The organism is Streptomyces lincolnensis (assembly GCF_021173675.1).
In the GTDB taxonomy this organism is placed as follows: domain Bacteria; phylum Actinomycetota; class Actinomycetes; order Streptomycetales; family Streptomycetaceae; genus Streptomyces; species Streptomyces lincolnensis_B.
In genome coordinates, this window is the sequence record NZ_JAIHON010000018.1 from 129,496 (window position 1) to 146,351 (window position 16,856).

16 protein-coding genes are annotated in these 16,856 nt (G+C 71.2%); 4 read left to right on the top strand and 12 right to left on the bottom strand.

The genetic code is table 11. From position 1 onward, the window contains the following. The first annotated feature begins 24 nt into the window (after positions 1-24). Positions 25-738: a MerR family transcriptional regulator gene (locus tag K4B79_RS40570; RefSeq protein ID WP_232032445.1), complete on the top strand. Its 714-nt coding sequence runs from the start codon at positions 25-27 to the stop codon at positions 736-738. 76 nt (positions 739-814) lie between these two features. Here K4B79_RS40570 and K4B79_RS40575 read toward each other — a convergent pair whose 3' ends face one another. Further along, complete coding sequence (locus K4B79_RS40575; RefSeq protein WP_232032446.1) at positions 815-1,945, bottom strand: PASTA domain-containing protein; 1,131 nt, start codon at positions 1,943-1,945, stop codon at positions 815-817. 163 nt (positions 1,946-2,108) lie between these two features. Between K4B79_RS40575 and K4B79_RS40580 the strand changes: the two genes are divergently transcribed. Beyond that, entirely contained in the window at positions 2,109-2,477 is a 369-nt protein-coding gene (locus K4B79_RS40580; protein WP_232032447.1) for a response regulator transcription factor, read from the top strand. Between the two features lie 9 nt (positions 2,478-2,486). Here K4B79_RS40580 and K4B79_RS40585 read toward each other — a convergent pair whose 3' ends face one another. The 3 genes from K4B79_RS40585 to K4B79_RS40595 all read right to left on the bottom strand — a co-directional run bounded on the left by K4B79_RS40585 (position 2,487) and on the right by K4B79_RS40595 (position 6,684). Continuing rightward, positions 2,487-3,179 carry a response regulator transcription factor gene (locus K4B79_RS40585; protein ID WP_232032448.1) on the bottom strand — a complete coding sequence of 231 codons (693 nt, stop codon included), beginning with the start codon at positions 3,177-3,179 and terminating at the stop codon, positions 2,487-2,489. Further along, the gene (locus tag K4B79_RS40590) at positions 3,176-5,035 is read right to left on the bottom strand and encodes a sensor histidine kinase (protein WP_232032449.1); all 1,860 of its coding nucleotides are present in this window, start codon (positions 5,033-5,035) and stop codon (positions 3,176-3,178) included. The genes K4B79_RS40585 and K4B79_RS40590 overlap by 4 nt, the downstream gene beginning before the upstream one ends. A 230-nt stretch (positions 5,036-5,265) precedes the next feature. After that, a complete protein-coding gene (locus K4B79_RS40595) occupies positions 5,266-6,684 on the bottom strand; it encodes a PucR family transcriptional regulator ligand-binding domain-containing protein (protein WP_232032450.1) in 1,419 nt (472 codons plus the stop codon). Between the two features lie 100 nt (positions 6,685-6,784). Here K4B79_RS40595 and K4B79_RS40600 point away from each other — a divergent pair, with 100 nt between their 5' ends. Both K4B79_RS40600 and K4B79_RS40605 read left to right on the top strand, forming a co-directional pair. Further along, entirely contained in the window at positions 6,785-7,324 is a 540-nt protein-coding gene (locus K4B79_RS40600) for a nucleoside deaminase (RefSeq protein WP_374208577.1), read from the top strand. Then, the gene (locus tag K4B79_RS40605) at positions 7,317-8,282 is read left to right on the top strand and encodes an isopenicillin N synthase family dioxygenase (RefSeq protein WP_232032451.1); all 966 of its coding nucleotides are present in this window, start codon (positions 7,317-7,319) and stop codon (positions 8,280-8,282) included. The genes K4B79_RS40600 and K4B79_RS40605 overlap by 8 nt, the downstream gene beginning before the upstream one ends. On the opposite strand, the gene K4B79_RS40610 is transcribed toward K4B79_RS40605, so the two are convergent. From K4B79_RS40610 to hemL, 8 genes are all read right to left on the bottom strand, one after another. Then, a complete protein-coding gene (locus K4B79_RS40610) occupies positions 8,269-8,673 on the bottom strand; it encodes a hypothetical protein (RefSeq protein WP_232032452.1) in 405 nt (134 codons plus the stop codon). The genes K4B79_RS40605 and K4B79_RS40610 overlap by 14 nt on opposite strands. Before the next feature lie 120 nt (positions 8,674-8,793). Next, entirely contained in the window at positions 8,794-9,912 is a 1,119-nt protein-coding gene (ccsB, locus tag K4B79_RS40615; protein ID WP_232032453.1) for a c-type cytochrome biogenesis protein CcsB, read from the bottom strand. Further along, complete coding sequence (resB, locus tag K4B79_RS40620; RefSeq protein ID WP_232032454.1) at positions 9,909-11,663, bottom strand: cytochrome c biogenesis protein ResB; 1,755 nt, start codon at positions 11,661-11,663, stop codon at positions 9,909-9,911. Before resB ends, ccsB begins: the two co-directional genes overlap by 4 nt. 3 nt (positions 11,664-11,666) lie before the next feature. Next, positions 11,667-12,440, bottom strand: a complete 774-nt coding sequence (locus K4B79_RS40625) for a cytochrome c biogenesis CcdA family protein (protein ID WP_232032455.1) — start codon at positions 12,438-12,440, stop codon at positions 11,667-11,669. Between the two features lies 1 nt (position 12,441). Next, positions 12,442-13,062, bottom strand: coding sequence for a TlpA family protein disulfide reductase (locus K4B79_RS40630; RefSeq protein WP_232032456.1), 621 nt, complete (start codon positions 13,060-13,062; stop codon positions 12,442-12,444). A gap of 66 nt (positions 13,063-13,128) precedes the next feature. Next, positions 13,129-14,409 carry a hypothetical protein gene (locus K4B79_RS40635; protein ID WP_232032457.1) on the bottom strand — a complete coding sequence of 427 codons (1,281 nt, stop codon included), beginning with the start codon at positions 14,407-14,409 and terminating at the stop codon, positions 13,129-13,131. A 110-nt stretch (positions 14,410-14,519) separates the two neighbouring features. Next, positions 14,520-15,167 (bottom strand): histidine phosphatase family protein, encoded by a 648-nt coding sequence (locus tag K4B79_RS40640; RefSeq protein ID WP_232032522.1) that lies wholly within the window; start codon positions 15,165-15,167, stop codon positions 14,520-14,522. A 125-nt stretch (positions 15,168-15,292) separates the two neighbouring features. Further along, positions 15,293-16,612 (bottom strand): glutamate-1-semialdehyde 2,1-aminomutase, encoded by a 1,320-nt coding sequence (gene hemL / locus K4B79_RS40645; RefSeq protein ID WP_232032458.1) that lies wholly within the window; start codon positions 16,610-16,612, stop codon positions 15,293-15,295. Positions 16,613-16,856 lie beyond the last annotated feature (244 nt).

Sequence of the window (16,856 nt, forward strand, 5' to 3'; positions counted from 1 at the left end):
ACTTTTCGCTACCCTGGGGCGATCATGGCTGCCGACGACCGTCTCCGCCCCGTCGACCTGGCCCGCCTGGCCGGGGTCTCCACCCAGCAGATCCGCAACTACGAGGAAGCGGGCGTCCTGCCCCCGGCCGAACGCACCGCATCCGGCTACCGCACCTTCCGCTACCTGCACCGACAGGCACTGCTGACCTACCGGACCCTCCTCAAGGGCTACGGCCACCCGACGGCGAACCGGATCATGCGGACCCTGCACTCCGGTGACGTCCCGGCCGCCCTCGCCCTCGTCGACGCCGCCCACGCAACCCTCAACTCCGAGCGCAACGCCCTGCGCGCCACTAGCGAGGCCGTCCAGGCACTCGCCGGTGCCGCCCCGCCCGAAGTGCCCCGCTCCGGCCTGCGCATCGGCGAGGTGGCCGCGCTGCTCGGCGTACGGCCGTCGGCCCTGCGCGTGTGGGAGGCGGCGGGGCTGCTGACGCCTCCCCGGGAGCGCGGGACGTCGTACCGGACATACGGGCCCGCGGACGTCCGCGACGCCCGCATCATCCTCACCCTGCGCCGCAGCCACTACCTCCTCGCCCAGATCCGCCCGGTCCTGGAAGAGCTGCGCAGGGAGGGCGGCAGCGAGGCCCTGGGCACGGCGATCGCGGCCCGCGCGGACGCCCTCGCCGCCCGGACGCGGGCGATGCTCGAAGGGGCGGGGGCGCTGTACGGGTACCTCGACGCGACCGACATGGGGTGACGACGTCGGCCCAGGCCCCAGGCATGGGTGGGGCGCCGGTGCCTCCCCCTCGGCACCGGCGCCCCACCGCGGACCGTCAGCCGCCGGAGCCGCTGTCGGTGGTCTCGCCGAGCCCGCCGGTCTCGCCGTTGTCTTCGTCCACGATGTCCGGCGTGGGCACGTCGGTCGGCACATCGGTGGGCGGCGGGTCGGTGCCGATGCCGCCGCTCGCCACGGTCAGCGTCACCTCGGAGCCGGCCGGCGCCTCGTTCCCCGGCTCCGGGCCCTGGTCGATGACCGTGCCGGGAAGGGCCGTATCGGTGATCTCCTCGGCCGTGGCGACCTGGAACCCCTGGCCCTCCAGAACCGCCCGCGCGTCGGTGAGGGGCTGACCTCGTACGTCCGGGACCGTCGTGGTCCCCTCCGCCGGGGAGTCGGAGGGCGAGACGGACTCCCCGCCCAGTTCCGGCACCTCTGGCAGCACCTCGTCGTCCGTGCCGTCGGAGCCCGCCTCGCGGGCCAGTCCGCTGTCCGGGTCCTCGACGTCGACAAGCTGGTAGACCTTGACGGGCTCGTCCTTGGGCTTGACCTTGGTCAGCTTGTCCGCGTCGTACGAGGGCCACTTCTTGTTGCGGCCGTCGAACTCCACGTCCGCCTTGTCGGTGTCGTGCTCGAACGAGGCCAGCGGGTTGCCGCAGCTGCACTGCACCGCCGGCTTGCCGAACTGGTCGACCAGGATGGCGATCCCCGCTTCGAGCAGCGCGTCGAACGCGTCCGCCTTCCCCTTCTTGAAGTCGTGGTTCTTGACCAGCGTGTCGGTGCGCAGCAGGACGGGCGTCAGCTTCTTCACGAAGCCCTCGATCTCGCCGACGCCGTCGAGCCCCTGGGCATCGGCCCACGCCTTGGCCTTGTCCCGGTTCCCCGGCTTCTCGAGAAAGTCGACCAGCCGGTCCTTGTCGCAGTGGCCGGCGTCCCGGGTCCCCCCGTACAGGCCCGGGTCGCCGCCACCGATCTCCCCCGCGACGTAGTCCATCGCCGCCCCGAGCACGATGTCGGTGCCGAGCCGCACGAAGAAGGGCGCGGCACTCATCACGCCACGCGCCACGGCCCGTACGGCGACTTTCTGGGCGGCCTTGTCGGCGGGGCACTTCGCCGCCAGCAGGGCGACGACGGCCAGGACGACCGTGAGCACGACCGCGGTGCGCCCTCTCCCCCGTATCCGTTTCATGATCTTCCTTCTGACTCCTCCCCCGTCACCGGTCGGCGAACGGTCCGGCCAGTGTGGGCGCCGGGCGGGGGCGGGCACATCGTGGCCGACACGGGATCGCGGGGCCCCTATATCCGTACGGGCACGGATGACGGAGCCCCTCGCCCGCGGTGACCATGGGCCCATGCCCCACACCGTGCTGATCGTCGACGACGACCCCGGATTCCGGGCCGCGGCACGGGCGTTGCTGGAGGCGGACGGGGACTTCGCGGCGACGGAGGCGGGTTCGGGGGCCGAGGCCGTCGCCGCGGTGGTGCGGTCGCGGCCCGATGCCGTACTGCTGGACATCGGGCTGCCGGACGGGGACGGGTTCGAGGACGGCTTCGCCGTCTGCCGGGCGCTGCACGGCGTGGCCCCGGCGACGGTGGTGGTCCTCTGCTCGGCGCGGGAGGCCGAGCTGTACGGGGAGCGGATCAGCCGTTCGCCGGCGGTGGGGTTCCTCGCGAAGGAGCGGTTGTCGGCGGCGGAGCTGACGCGGCTGCTCGCTCCCTGACCGGGAGTTCTAATCGTCGTCAGCGAGATACATCAGCACCGCCCGCACCCGGCGGTCGTACGCCTCCTTGGCCTCGGGCCGCAGGCCGAGCTTGTCGAAGACGGTGTTGACGTGGTCCTCCACCGTCCTTTTGCTGATCGACAGGCGTGCCGCGAGGGCCGAGTTGGACAGCCCGCGGGCCATGAGTTCGAGCACCTTCAGCTGCTGCCCGGTGAGGGCGGCCAGCCGGTCGCGGCGGCGCGGGGTGCGGTAGAGGGCGCGCTGGATCTCGCCGTCGATGGCGTACCGGCCGGCCCCGACCTCGTCCACCACCTCGGTGACGAAGTCCGCCCCGCTGACCCGGGACTTGAGCTGGTAGCCGATCCCTCCGGCGGCGGCCGGGGGCCCGGCCTCCAGCAGCCGGCGCAGATGGGTCAGCTCCATGTCCTTGGACAGCAGCAGAATGCCTACGGCGGGCTGGGCCGCGCGGATCTCCACCGCGGCCCGGAGACCTTCCACGGTGTGGGTGGGCGGCATCCTGATGTCCACGACGGCGAGGTCGGGCAGGGTGGCGGCGACGGCGTCCCGCAGCTCGCGCGCGTCCCCCGCCCGCGCGGTGATCTCGTGACCCTCGTCCTCCAGGATGGCCGCGAGTCCGCGCAGGTAGACCGGGTCGTCGTCGGCCAGCACGATACGCAGGACCCGGCGCCCGGGATCCGTCATACCGGCCCCCCTTTCGCGGGCAGCGTCACGGCGACGACCGTGCCCTCGCCGGGGCGGCTGCGGACGGTCAGGGTGCCGTCGTACGCCGAGACCCGGTGGCGCAGTCCCAGCAGTCCGGTGCCGCCCTCGGCCGGGTCCGCGCCGCCGACGCCGTCGTCGGTGACGCTCAGGTGCAGCAGGTCGCCGGAGTGGTGGAGGCCGACGCGGACGGTGCGGGCCTCGGCGTGCTTGAGCACGTTGCTGATGGCCTCCTTCACGACGTAGTACGCGGTGAGTTCGACCGGCTCGGGCAGCGGGGGCAGGCCCTCGGCGCGCAGATCCACGGGGAGCGGCAGATCGGCGGTGAGCGAGCGCAGCGCCGGTACCAGCCCGGCCTCGCTCAGCACCACCGGGTGGATTCCGCGGGCCGCCACCCGCAGTTCGGCATGGCCCTGCTCCAGGGTGGCGAGCGCCTCGTCCAGCATCCCGGCCAGGTCGGGGCCGCTCGCCGCGCGGTCCAACCTGCGGCGGGCGACGCGCAGTTGGAGCCCCAGGTTGATGAACCGCTGCTGGGCGCCGTCGTGCAGGGCGCGCTCCACCTCGCGCCGCTGCTCGTCGCCGGCCTCGATGACGCGGCGGCGGGAGGCGCGCAGTTCGGCGACCAGGGCCTGGTTGTCGAGTTCCAGCGCGGCGGCGGAGACGACCGCCTGAAGCACGTACCGGTCCTCCCTGAGCGCCGGATCGTGGACGAGGATCCCGACCCGGCGGCCGTCACGCTCCAGGACGCTCGTCCACTGTCCGGGCCGGGCGGTCAGGGGGCGGCCGTCGATGTCGACGTACCCGCCTCCGTCTCCATCCCCTTCTTTTTGCCCGTCATCGGCCGTGTCGGGGAAGCCCAGTTGGAGCGAGTCGTCGTCGAGGGTCCTGGCGAGTTCGTCGCGCAGTTCCCGGCGGGAGTCGAGCGGCAGCCTGCGCAGCAGTTCGGCCACGGCGGTCCGGCCCAGGCGGATCCGCCACACCCCGGCGAGGAAGGCGAGCGGCAGGCACAGCACCGACAGGTGCGTGACGGTGAGCAGCGGGGCGTGCGACCACTCCCGGCCGGCGCCGAGCGCCGCGTCGAGCCCGGAGGCGAGGCCGCCCACGAGACCGACGGCGAGCAGCGGGGAGAGTTCCCTGCGGTAGGGCCGGGAGGCCTGCGCCCAGCGCCACAGCAGTACGGCGACCACGGCCACGCTGACCACGAGCTGCACCGCGTCGGTCAGCCGCCGCAGCCCCGGCACGGGGTGCACGAGCAGCAGGTTCTCCGTCACCGAGGCGTGGAAGAACACGCCGACGGGCTGGAGGACGAAGGCCACCGTGCAGCCGACGGCCGCCAGCACCCGGTCGGCGACGGCGGCCACCGCGCCGTCGTCCTCGCGGGCGCGCGGTCGGCCGTAGGGGAAGACCAGGAGCAGTGGGATCAGGAAGCCGGTGGACGCCGAGCGCAGGAACAGGCCGATCGTGTGCACCAAGGGGTCGGTGGAGATCTGGAGGTCCTCCGCGAACCAGCCGATGCCCACCAGCAGCATCAGCAGCCCGACCACGTTGCCTGGCCGACGCAGCCGTGCCAGCAGCCCGGCGCCGAGGTACAGCCCGCCGACCGCTCCGGAGAAGAGCGTCGAGGTCGAGTCGGGATGCCGGTCGGGCGCGGTGACGACCAGCACGAGGGCGCCGAACGCCCCACCGGCCACGGCCAGGACGACGGCGGTACGACGCGGGGACGGGCTGCCTGCTCGACTGCGTCGGCCCGGGTCGGCGACCGGTAACCGGACAGCAGAGGCGGACGGCACGGCGACCCGGCCCGCACTGACCGGCTCCCCTCGGACGGTGTCCCCCATGACCGCCTCCCCCTCCCCCGGACAGGGCCGTCCACGAGCGCGGGACGCCCCGACGCGCGGCGTCCACGAGTTACGGGACGCCCGACGTGCGACTCCGCACCGCACCCGCGCCTTCACGGTACGCGATCGCCCGACCCCGGTACGCGGGCCTGTGGAAAACTCCCCCGGGAGGGTGTGACCGTACGTGCGCGAGGGGCCCCGAGCGGTCTGCGACCGGTCGTCCGACGCGCTCAGGCCACCGGCCGCAGACCGCCCGCGACGGCCGGGCCCGTCCCCCGCACCACCCGGTGCGCGCAGGCCGCCGCCAGCAGTTCGCCCAGCAGGTCCGGGTCGTCGATCTCCAGGCCGAGCAGGGACTCGATGCGTTCCAGGCGCTGGTAGAGGGACTGCCGACCGATGTGCAGGAGCGCGGCCGTGCGGGTCGGGGAGCAGCCGTTGCGCAGGTGCACCTCCAGGGTGCGGACGAGATCGCTCGGGTGCGCCGCCTCCCAGGCCAGCAACGGCCCCAACGCGTGCTGGACCAGCCCGGCCAACCGCTCCCGGTTCGCGTCGACCCCGCCCCGCGTCAACTCCCGCTCCAGCGCGAGCGCCCGCGACGACGTCACCAACGGCCCTCCCGCTACGGCCGGTTCGGCCGCCGGCACGGTCAACGCCAGCTCCAGGGTCGCCCGCGCCGCCCGCAGGGTGTCACTCCACCGCAGCCAGCCGGACCCGGCGGCCACGGCATGCCCCACGGCGACGGTGACGCCGGGCGCGGCGATGTCCCGGAAGACCTCCTGGACGGCGCGGACGGGGTCGCCGGGGCGGTGGTGGTCGGCGCCGGGACGGGCATCGGTCCCGTCCCCCCGGGCCCCGGTCCCGGTCCCGGCCTTGGTGAGCCCGCCCGCTCTCTCACGCACACCACTCCCCCTCCCCGGCAGCGACAGCAGCCCCAGGACGTCCCCCGGGAACGCGGCGCGCAGCACCCCCGCTCCGCCGAGCAGGCGGGCCGCGCGGTCGATCGTGCCGGGGTCCCGTGTGCCGGGATCGGGTGTGCCGTGGAGGGAGACGGCGATGAGGCGGGCGTCCGGGCCGGGGTGGAAGCCGGCGAGGGCGGCGCGGGCCTCCACCTCGGGCTGGTTCAGGGCGGCGCGGTCGGCGAGGTCGGCCAGGAGCGCGGCCGCGTGCTCGTCGCGGGAACCCCATGGCCGTATGCCCGACGGACCTGACGGACCCGACCGCCCTGTCAGTCCCGCCAGTCCCGCCAGCCCCCGGGCCACGATCGCCCGGTTCGCCGCCTCCGTGATCCGTACGAAGGGCACGACCCGGTGCAGCGACAGCAGCGGCAGGTTCAGCCGCCGCGCCTCGTCGGTCACCTCGGCGGGCATGCTCGGCAGGGAACGCCCGACCTCCACGGCCAGCCCTGCGGCGCCCCGGGCGGCCAGCTCGCGCACATACCGGCGGCGGACCTGCTCGTCGGCGTCGGTCAGCCCGAACCCGTTGGTGAGCAGCAGTTCCCCGCCGTCCAGGAAGTTGGCGCCCTCGTACACCTCACTGGAGTGGACCCAGCGCACCGGGCGGTCCAGGGCCCCCTCCCCGGCCAGCAGTTCGGGCTCGGCGGCGCGCACGGGATCGAGGGCGAGGACTTCGCGGAGGGTGAGTGCGGGCACGAGGACCTCCCAGGGCGCTGACACTTCGTCCGGGTGCGGATGGCCGGGAGAGTACTTTCCGCACGTTGCCCTCGTGTTTCGCCCACAGGAGAGTGAGGACATGGACCGACAGGACCCGCTGGACCGTCCGAATCCACTGGACCGCCCGGAACCGCTGGACTCTCCTGAGCCGCTGAACCGTCCGGAGCCGCTGGATCACGCGACGGCCCGTACATGGCTCGCCACCGCCGTCGCCGAGGCCCGCGCCGGGCTCGCCGAGGGCGGCATCCCCATCGGCGCCGCGCTGTACGGAGCCGACGGCACGCTCCTGGGCCGCGGCCACAACCGCCGCGTCCAGGACGGCGACCCCTCGACGCACGCGGAGACGGCCGCGTTCCGCGCGGCGGGACGGCAGCGGTCGTATCGCGGTACGACGATGGTGACCACGCTCTCCCCGTGCTGGTACTGCTCCGGTCTGGTCCGCCAGTTCGGCATCTCCCGGGTGGTGATCGGCGAGGCGGCCACCTTCCACGGCGGCCACGACTGGCTGGCGGAACACGGCGTGGAGATCGTGGTCCTGGACGACCCGGAGTGCGTCGCGCTGATGCGCGACTTCATCAAGAACCATCCGACTCTGTGGAACGAGGACATCGGTGAGTGAGCCCCGCATCCCCACGATCGACCTGCGCCCCTGGACGGAGGGCGGTCCCGAGGCGCGTGCCGCCATCGCCCGTACCGTCGACGGGGCCCTGCAGACCGCCGGATTCCTGCTGGTCACCGGGCACGGCGTGGACCCCGCGCTGCGCGCGGCCATCCGGGAGGCGGCCCGGACCTTCTTCCGGATGCCCGTCGAGGTCAAGCAGCCGTACACCGCGAAGGTCGGCGGTCGCGGCTGGCTCGGTCCGGGCGCCGAGGCGAACGGCTATTCGGAAGGCACCGAGACCCCGCCGGACCTCAAGGAGTCCCTGACCTTCGCGACCCACGACCCCTTCGACGACCCGGTCGTCGACGCCGAGTGGTACGCGCCCAACGTCTGGCCTGCCGAGGTCCCCGAGCTGCGGGCGCTCTGCGAGGAGTACCTGGACCGGATGGCCGAGCTGGAGAAGCAGCTGCTCTCCCTGCTCGGCGAGGCACTCGGCCTCGAACCCGACTTCTTCTCACGGCACATGGACCATCCGACGTACGGCTTCAACATCAACTGGTACCCGGGCACGGAGATCGTCGGCGAGCCCCGGCCCGGCCAGTTCCGCATCGGCCCGCACACCGACTTCGGCACGGTCACGATCCTCGACCGCCAGGCCGGCAAGGGCGGACTCCAGGTCTACACCGACGCCGGCGGCTGGGAGGACGCCCCCTACGACCCCGACGCCTTCACCATCAACATCGGCGACCTCATGGCCCGCTGGACCGGCGACCGCTGGCGCTCCGGCCGCCACCGCGTCCTGCCCCCGCCCGCCGACACCCCCGCCGAGGAACTCATGTCCCTCGTCTACTTCGGCGAATGCACCCCGGGCACGATCGTCGAGTCGGTACCGGCCCCGGTCGGCCGCGTGGCGTACGAGCCGGTGGACTCCCACGCGTACCTCCGAGCGAAGCTGGACTCGATCACGGTCGGCTGAGCAGCACCTCGATCAGCCGCTCGAAACGCTCCCGCCACCGTCGTTCGCTCTCCTCCTCGCCCCGGGACTCATGGGTGAAGCGGAGGATGGACGCCTCGTCACCGTCGCGTTCGAGGTGGAAGCGGAGGCGGCCGGCCCGCTCCAGCGTGTACTCGGCGATCCGCTCGACGTCCCAGGCGGTGACGCGGCCCGTACCCAGGCCGTCGAGGGTGATCGTGCCGCCGAGGCGGGGTTCGAGGGTGCCGGCCGGGGTGAACCAGGCGGCCAGGCCCTGCGCCGTGGCCAGCGCGGGCCAGGCCGCCTCCATGGAGGTCGGGAGGCGCACCAGGAAGTGCAGGACGCGCATGGTCCCATGCGTCTCACTGGCGCCCTGTTCGACGGAACCGCTCATGACACCAGCGTGACCCGTGACCGGGTCTCGCGCACGTGGTCCGAAGGGTGACAAAGGCCGGTTCCCGTGACGTGGGTCAGGGGAACCGGCCTTTACCGTACGGCGGTCGGTGCGTGGTGGTCAGACGCCGGCGTACGAGTGCTTGCCGGAGACGAAGATGTTGACGCCGTAGTAGTTGAACAGCCAGCAGCCGAAGGCGATCAGGGCGAGGTAGGCGGCCTTGCGGCCCTTCCAGCCGGCGGTGGCTCGGGCGTGGAGGTAGCCGGCGTAGGCGACCCAGGTGATGAAGGACCAGGTCTCCTTGGGGTCCCAGCCCCAGTAGCGGCCCCAGGCGTCGCCCGCCCAGATCGCGCCCGCGATGATCGTGAACGTCCACAGCGGGAAGACGGCCGCGTTGACGCGGTAGGCGAACTTGTCGAGGGAGGCCGACGCGGGCAGGCGGTCCAGGACCGAGTTCGCGAAGCGGCCGGGGGTGCCGCCGGTCGCGAGCTTGTTCTCGTAGCTGTCCTTGAAGAGGTACAGGATCGTGGCGACCGCGCCGACGTAGAACACCGCGCCGCAGAAGATCGCGGTGGAGACGTGGATGTACAGCCAGTACGAGTGAAGGGCGGGAACCAACTGGTCGCTGGCGGTGTACAAGACAGTGACGGCGAGACCGAGATCGAGGAGGACCGTGGTGATCAGGAACAGCCCGAGCCAGCGCACGTTCTTCTTCAGGGCGAGCAGCGAGAGGTACACGCCGACGGCCACCGTGGAGAAGGTGATGTTGAACTCGTACATGTTGCCCCATGGCGCCCGCTCCACCGAGGCCGCGCGGGCGATCACGCCCGCCAGCTCGACCAGGAAGGCGAGCACGGTGAGCGAGATGGCGATACGCCCGTAGAGGTCGCCCTGCTCGTCCCCGCCGTGCGCCCCCGGTCCGTCGGGCACGTCCCGCGACCCGGCCGCGGACCGCACCACGACCTGCGGCCGCTCCAGTACGGCCGTGCTGCCGCCCTTCGTCACGGTCACGGCGGGCGCCTTCGCCTTGGCCTTCGCCTCGGCGGTGAGCGCGGCGGCCGTGCGGCCGACCTTGCTGCGGCTGCCGAAGAGCCATTCGGCGATGTACGCGAAGAAGGCCAGGGTGTAGACGGCCATCGCGGAGTAGATCAGCGTGTTGCTGAGGTTGGCGAGGCTTTCGTTGGTGGCTGCGGCGAGATTCGTCGCGCCGGCGAGATCGGTTACGGCGGCGAGAGTCACTTCTCTGGCCTTTCGGCAGGTACGACTGGGGGGTGGGGGTGGGTATGGGGGTCGGTGTGCTCAGGGCCGAGCTTCTCGGTACCGGGTTCCTCGGCGTCGGGCGCTTCGGGCGCTCCGGGCGCCAGGTCGTACAGGATCCCCGCGAGATCACCGAGCTCCTCGGGCACCTTCGCGGACTCGCTGCGGCCGAGGCCGGCCATCTCCACGACCGTGACACCGTCGGCGCCCTTCACCGCGCGCACCCACACGCGGCGGCGCTGGATGAACAGGGAGGCGGCGAGGCCGAAGATCGCGGCGAGGGCGCCGGCGAGGGCCCAGGTGCTGCCGGGCTGCTGGGTGACCTGGAAGTTCGCCCACTCCTTGGTGCCCTCGTAGCTGATCGTGCCGGCGCCGTTCGGGAGCTTCATGGACTCGCCGGGCCTCAGGTTCTCCCGCACGTCCTTGCCCTGGGCGTCCTTGAACTGCTTCATGTGCGTCTTGTTCAGCTGGTAGACGCTCTGCGGGATGCCCGAGTCGACGCCGAGATCGCCGTAGTACGGCGTCAGGTTGAGCACCGGGTTCAGCAGGGCCGGGAAGGTCGAGGCGGTCTCGCTGCCCTTGGTGTAGGTGGGCAGGAAGAAGGCGGAGACACCGAGCTGCTCGCGGACGCCCTGGGCGTTCTTGTAGCCGTCGAGGACCTTGACGACGCCGGTGGAGGTGACGTTGGAGTCGAGCGGCAGCATGGGCACGGCGTCGTCGTAGACGACCTTGCCCTTGCCGTCGCGGATCTTGATGACGGGGGCGTAGCCGTGGGCGGTGAGGTAGACCTTCGAGTCGCCGATCTCCAGCGGCTCGTTGACCTTGATGACCGACTTCTTGTCCTTGCCGTAGGCGCCGACGCTGTAGTCCACCGTGGCCTGGTAGACGCGCGGGGTGCCCTTGTTGGGGCCGCTGGTCTCATAGGTGCCGTAGAAGTCGTCCAGGGTGAAGCTGAACGGCACCAGGTCGTCGTTGCTGAAGAGGTTGCCGGACTTGAAGTCGTCGTACTGGGTGAGGGTGTTGGAGAAGCCGTCGCCCTCCAGGATCAGCTTGTTGCCCTCGGACTTGAACAGCTGGCCCCAGGCGAAGGCGATGAGCATCACGATCAGCGCGATGTGGAAGGCGAGGTTGCCGACCTCGCGCAGATAGCCCTTCTCGGCGGCGATCGCGTCACCCGCGACGTGGGCGCGGAACCGGCGCTTCTTCAGGAGGGTGAGCGCGGCCTCGCGTACGTCCTCGGGCTCGGCCTCGGTCCGCCAGGTCGTGTAGGCGGGCAGCCGGGTCAGCCGCTTGGGCGCGCCCGGCGGGCGGCTGCGCAGCTGGCCGACGAACTGCCAGGTGCGGGGCACGATGCAGCCGATGAGGGAGACGAACAGCAGGATGTAGACCGCGGAGAACCACACCGAGCTGTAGACGTGGAAGAGGCCGAGCTTGTCGTAGACGTCCCCGAGGGTGGGGTGAGCCGTACGGAAGTCGGCGACCTTCGTCTCGTCGGTGCCGGTCTGCGGGATCAGCGAGCCGGGAATCGCGCCGAGCGCCAGCAGCAGCAGGAGCAGCAGGGCGACCCGCATGGAGGTGAGCTGCCGCCAGAACCAGCGGGCCCAGCCGATCACGCCCAGGGCGGGCAGGTTGGGCGCGTCCTCCTTGGGCGCGGTGGACAGCTGGGATCCGGCGGCGCCGAGGTCCTGGTCGTCCGCGGCGTTCGGCGTCGCGTCGGTCGTCGTCTTGCTCATCGATCAGATCCCCACGGTGAAGCCGGCGGACCAGCCCTGCATCTCGGAGACGATGCTGTCCCACGCGCCGGTGAGCAGCAGCACACCGGTCACGATCATCATGGTGCCGCCCAGGCGCATCACCCAGACGTAGTGCCGCTTGACCCAGCCGAAGGCGCCGAGCGCCTTGCGGAAGGCCACGGCGGCGAGCACGAACGGTACGCCGAGTCCCAGGCAGTACGCGACCGTCAGTACGGCCCCGCGTCCGGCGCTCGCCTCGTTGAAGGACAGCGCCTGCACGGAGGCGAGGGTGGGGCCGATGCAGGGCACCCAGCCGATGCCGAAGAGGGCACCGAGGACGGGGGCGCCGACCAGGCCGGTGGCGGGCTTCTTGTGGAAGCGGAACTCCCTCTGGGTGAGCCAGGGCATCAAGCCCATGAAGAAGACGCCCATGAGGATCATGAGCCCGCCGAGCACCTTGGTCAGGACGCTCTTCTCCTCCTGGAGCGTCTGGCCGAAGTAGCCGAACAGGGCACCGCCGGAGACGAACACGACGGTGAAGCCGAGCACGAACAGCGAGGCCCCGGCGACCATCCGCCCGCGGCGGGCGTCGGCGAGGTCGGTGCCGGTGACGCCGGTGACGTAGGAGAGATAGCCGGGGACAAGCGGCAGGACGCAGGGCGAGAAGAAGGAGACGAGTCCGCCGAGCATGGCGATGGGAAGGGCCAGTATCAGAGCGCCGTTGAGGACCGTCGTGTTGGTGCCGGTCTCCGCGGCGAGCGTCAGGAGCGCGCTCACGTCACTTCTCCGCGAGGACGGGCTTGAGCATGCCGAGGAGGTCCTCCTCGGCGAGGGGCTGGAGCGCCCGTGCCGCGATCTTCCCGTCCCGGTCGAAGACCAGGGTGGAGGGGATCAGCTGCGGGTTGAGCGTGCCCTTCTTGAAGCGGAGCATCAGCTTGCCCGTGGGGTCGTACAGGCTCGGGTAGGTGATGCCGTAGTCCTTCTCGAAGGCGATCGCGACGCCGGTGGAGGTGTCCCGGGTGTTGATGCCGACGAACTGGACGCCCTTGCCGTCGTACTCCTTGGAGACCTTGGCGAAGTACTTGGCCTCGGCGCGGCACGGGCTGCACCAGGAGCCCCAGACGTTGACGACGACGACCTGACCCTTGTAGTCGGCGACGTTGAGCTGCTTGCCGTCGATGGTCTTGCCGGAGAGGTCGGGGGCGGCGGTGCGCTTGCCGGCGGGGACGGTGTCGATGCCGTTGTTGCCGGTCACGAAGTTGGTGTCGCCACCTCCGCCCGACGTGCCGCCGGAACTGCAGGCGGACAGAGTCAGCGCGGCGGCCGCGGCCGTGGCGGTGAGAAGGACGGCACGGCTGCGGGTTCTGGTGCTGGTGCGACTACGGCTGGCGGCACTCATGTGAAAAGTTTCGCATGCCCGTTCTGAGGATCTTGCGCACCCCCCTTGTGGGTGGAAACCCGCATTTCAGGCGGCGTTCGAGGGGGTCTCCGAGGGGGTGGGAGCGGCCTCCTTCAGGAGCTCCTTCCAGCCCCCGACCGGCGCCTGCCCGACATCGAGTGTCCGCAGCTCGGCGAGCACCTCCGGCTTCTGTACGTCCATCCAGTCGACGAACTGCCGGAAGGAGACCAGGCGGACGTCCGCGCCCTTGTCCTTCTCCCGCGCGATGTACTTGAACGCCCGCTCGACGGCGTCCATGTAGATGCCGCCGTTCCAGCGCTCGAAGTGGTTGCCGACGAAGAAGGGGGCGCGGTTTGTCTCGTACGCCCGCTTGAATCCCTGTATGTAGGCTCCGGCGGACTGCTCGCGCCAGGCCGGGTAGTTGTGGGCGGGCGCGTTGGTCGAGTTGATCGACTGGTTGGCGAGCATGTTGTAGTCCATCGAGAGGACCTCGAAGCCGCGGCCGGGGAAAGGTATCTGCTGCAACGGCAGGTCCCAGATCCCCTGCCGCTTGACCGGCCACACCTGACGGCCGCCGGGCGAGGAGGCGTCGTAGCGCCAGCCGAGCTGCTTGGCGGTGGGCAGCAGGTTGTCCTGGCCGAGCAGACAGGGAGTACGGCCGCCGATCAGCTCCTTGTCGTAGTCGAAGGGCAGCGCGGGCAGGTCGCTCCAGCCGGTGTTGGTGCGCCACTCCTTGACGAAGGACTTGGCCTGGTCGATCTCGCTGCGCCACTGCGCGGGCGTCCAGTTGCCGACGGTGCCGTTGCCGGAGCAGAAGTGGCCGTTGAAGTGGGTGCCTATCTCGTGCCCTTCGAGCCAGGCGCGGCGGACGTTGGTGAGCGTGGCCCTGACGTGCTCGTCGGTGAGGTAGCCGATGTCGGAGGCGCCGACGGGGTTGTTCGGCGGGTTGTAGAGGCGCTTCTTCGACTCGGGCAGCAGATACAGCCCGGAGAGGAAGAAGGTCATGCTCGCGCCGTGCTCCTTGGCGAGGTCCAGGAAGCGCGGGAAGAGTCCGTTGCCGACCTCGCCGGCACCGTCCCAGGAGAAGATCACGAACTGCGGCGGCTCCTGGCCGGGCTCCAGCGGCTCGGGCTTGGCGGGCTGGTGGGGCTGCCTGCCGGTGAAGGCGGTGGAGCCGTCACCGATGGGGCGCGCGGTCGGCTTCGGGCTGCTCTTTCCCTTGTTCCCGGAACCCCCGGCATGGCTCGACCCCTCTGAAGGGGTGGAACCGGCGCACCCCGCCAGCCCTACGGCGGCCGCGGCGCCCGCGCCGAGTCCGAGCATTCCCCTGCGGGAGAGAGTGCGCATGGCATCCCCGTTCGTCACGTTCTGTGGTGGTCACCCAGTCAGAGGACGTGACGAACAGGGAGGTTCCGCTCATACTTCCGGATTCCGTAACAGAAGCCGACACAGGGGGCTTACGCCCCGAAGGCCTTGCCCTTGCCCTTGACCGGCTTGGCGCCGGCGAGGAGGTGGGCGGGGACGAGGTCGCGGGCCGGCTCGGTGTAGCCGACGGAGACGATCTTGTCGCCCTGGTAGGTGAAGGTCGTCAGGGAGGCGAGCGTGCACTGCCGCTTGCGCGGGTCGTGCCACAGCCGCCGCTTCTCGACGTAACTCCGGACGATCCAGATCGGCAGCTGGTGGCTGACGAGCACGGCCTCGTGCCCGCGCGCCCGCTCCTTCGCCGCGTCCAGCGCGCCCATCATGCGGACGACCTGGTCGAGGTACGGCTCACCCCACGACGGCTTGAACGGGTTGACCAGGTGCTTCCAGTTCTCCGGCCGGCGCAGCGCCCCGTCGCCGACGCCGAAGGTCTTGCCCTGGAAGACGTTGTCGGCCTCGATGAGCCGCTCGTCGGTGGCGAGGTCCAGGCCGTGCGCCTTGGCGATCGGGGTGGCCGTCTCCTGCGCCCGCTCCAGCGGAGAGGCGACGACATACGTGACGTCGCGGGAGGCCAGGTGCTCGGCGACCCGGTCGGCCATCTGCCGGCCCAGCTCGGACAGGTGGTAGCCGCCGAGACGGCCGTAGAGGATGCCGTAGGGGTTGGCGACCTCGCCGTGCCGCATGACGTGGACGACGGTGATGTCCTTCTTGCCGCCGCTCTTGTCGCTCTTCTTGGCGTCTTTCTTGGCGCCTTTCTTGCCGCTGTTCTTGTCGGTGTTCTTGTCGGTGTTCTTGTCGGTGATGTCGCTCATGCCGCCGTGGCCTCCGCAGCCGCTCGGGCCGCCGCCGGAAGGGCGTCGGCGATCCGCTGAACCGCCTGCTCGTCGTGGGCCGTGGACACGAACCACGACTCGAAGGACGACGGCGGCAGGTAGACACCGTTCGCCAGCAGGGAGTGGAAGAAGGCGGTGAAGCGGAAGGACTCCTGCGCCTTGGCGTCCTCGTAGTTCCGCACGGGCCGGTCCGTGAAGAAGACGGAGAACATGTTGGAGGCGTTCTGCACGGTGTGCGCCACGCCCTCCTTCGTCAGCGCCTCCGAGACCAGTGCCTGGAGCCGCGTGGAGACGGCGTTGACCTTGGCGTACGCCGCTTCGTCGAGCAGCCGCAGCTGGGCGAGGCCGGCGGCGGTGGCGACCGGGTTCCCGGAGAGGGTGCCGGCCTGGTAGACGGGCCCGGCGGGCGCGAGGTGCGCCATGACGTCCGCCCTGCCTCCGAAGGCCGCGGCGGGGAAGCCGCCGCCCATCACCTTGCCGAAGGTCATCAGGTCGGGCTCGACCCCGTCGATGCCGTACCACCCGGCGCGGCTGGTGCGGAAGCCGGTCATGACCTCGTCGGAGATGTAGAGGGCGCCGTTCTGCGCGCAGGCGTCCTTCAATCCCTGGTTGAAGCCGGGCAGCGGCGGCACGACGCCCATGTTTCCGGGGGAGGCCTCGGTGATCACGCAGGCGATCTCGTCGGGATGCGCCTGGAAGGCGGCGCGCACGGCGTCGAGGTCGTTGTACGGCAGCACGATGGTGTCGCCGGCCTGGGCACCGGTGACGCCGGGGGTGTCGGGCAGCGCGAAGGTGGCCACTCCACTGCCCGCGGCGGCGAGCAGCGAGTCCACGTGGCCGTGGTAGCAGCCGGCGAACTTGACCACCTTGGTGCGCCGGGTGAAGCCGCGGGCCAGCCGGATGGCGGACATCGTCGCCTCGGTGCCGCTGGAGACCAGTCGCACCTGGTCCAGCGGCCCGATCCGGCTCACCATCTCCTCGGCGAGCGCGACCTCGCCCTCACCGGGCGTACCGAAGGAGGTGCCGCGGGAGACGGCGTCCTGGACGGCGGCGATCACGTCCGGGTGCGAGTGCCCGAGGATCATGGGGCCCCAGGAGCAGACCAGGTCGACGTACTCGCGCCCGTCGGCGTCCGTGAGATACGGGCCGCGGCCCGACACCATGAACCGGGGCGTCCCGCCCACGGCGCGGAAGGCGCGGACCGGGGAGTTCACACCGCCGGGCGTGACGACGGACGCTCGGTCGAACAGGGCCTGCGAGACAGGCGCATCGTATGAATAGGGCAGTTCGCTCATGTCCTGCGACTTCTCCGACCTTCTCCGGCTTCTGGCGTCTTCTCGGTCTTCCCGGACTTGATTGCCGGTGACTACCTCAGGGTAGGACAGGGGGCGTCCGTGGCAGCGGGGCAGTGGCGGTCGGGGCGGCGGTCAGGTGGTGACCGGGCGGGGTCACGCGAGGGCTGGGCGAGGTCACGCGAGGGGCCGGGCGGGTGGCCGAAACACACACTCACCGCTGACCGGAAATCGGCCCGCTGCTGAC

Excerpts from the sequence above, each read along its gene's own strand:
- K4B79_RS40635 (WP_232032457.1), bottom strand. The coding sequence starts at position 14,409 with ATGCGCACTCTCTCCCGCAGGGGAATGCTCGGACTCGGCGCGGGCGCC.
- hemL (WP_232032458.1), bottom strand. The coding sequence starts at position 16,612 with ATGAGCGAACTGCCCTATTCATACGATGCGCCTGTCTCGCAGGCCCTG.
- K4B79_RS40590 (WP_232032449.1), bottom strand. The coding sequence starts at position 5,035 with ATGGGGGACACCGTCCGAGGGGAGCCGGTCAGTGCGGGCCGGGTCGCC.
- K4B79_RS40640 (WP_232032522.1), bottom strand. The coding sequence starts at position 15,167 with ATGCGGCACGGCGAGGTCGCCAACCCCTACGGCATCCTCTACGGCCGT.
- K4B79_RS40580 (WP_232032447.1), top strand. The coding sequence starts at position 2,109 with ATGCCCCACACCGTGCTGATCGTCGACGACGACCCCGGATTCCGGGCC.
- K4B79_RS40570 (WP_232032445.1), top strand. The coding sequence starts at position 25 with ATGGCTGCCGACGACCGTCTCCGCCCCGTCGACCTGGCCCGCCTGGCC.
- K4B79_RS40610 (WP_232032452.1), bottom strand. The coding sequence starts at position 8,673 with ATGAGCGGTTCCGTCGAACAGGGCGCCAGTGAGACGCATGGGACCATG.
- K4B79_RS40585 (WP_232032448.1), bottom strand. The coding sequence starts at position 3,179 with ATGACGGATCCCGGGCGCCGGGTCCTGCGTATCGTGCTGGCCGACGAC.
- K4B79_RS40575 (WP_232032446.1), bottom strand. The coding sequence starts at position 1,945 with ATGAAACGGATACGGGGGAGAGGGCGCACCGCGGTCGTGCTCACGGTC.
- K4B79_RS40600 (WP_374208577.1), top strand. The coding sequence starts at position 6,785 with ATGGACCGACAGGACCCGCTGGACCGTCCGAATCCACTGGACCGCCCG.
- resB (WP_232032454.1), bottom strand. The coding sequence starts at position 11,663 with ATGAGCAAGACGACGACCGACGCGACGCCGAACGCCGCGGACGACCAG.
- K4B79_RS40630 (WP_232032456.1), bottom strand. The coding sequence starts at position 13,062 with ATGAGTGCCGCCAGCCGTAGTCGCACCAGCACCAGAACCCGCAGCCGT.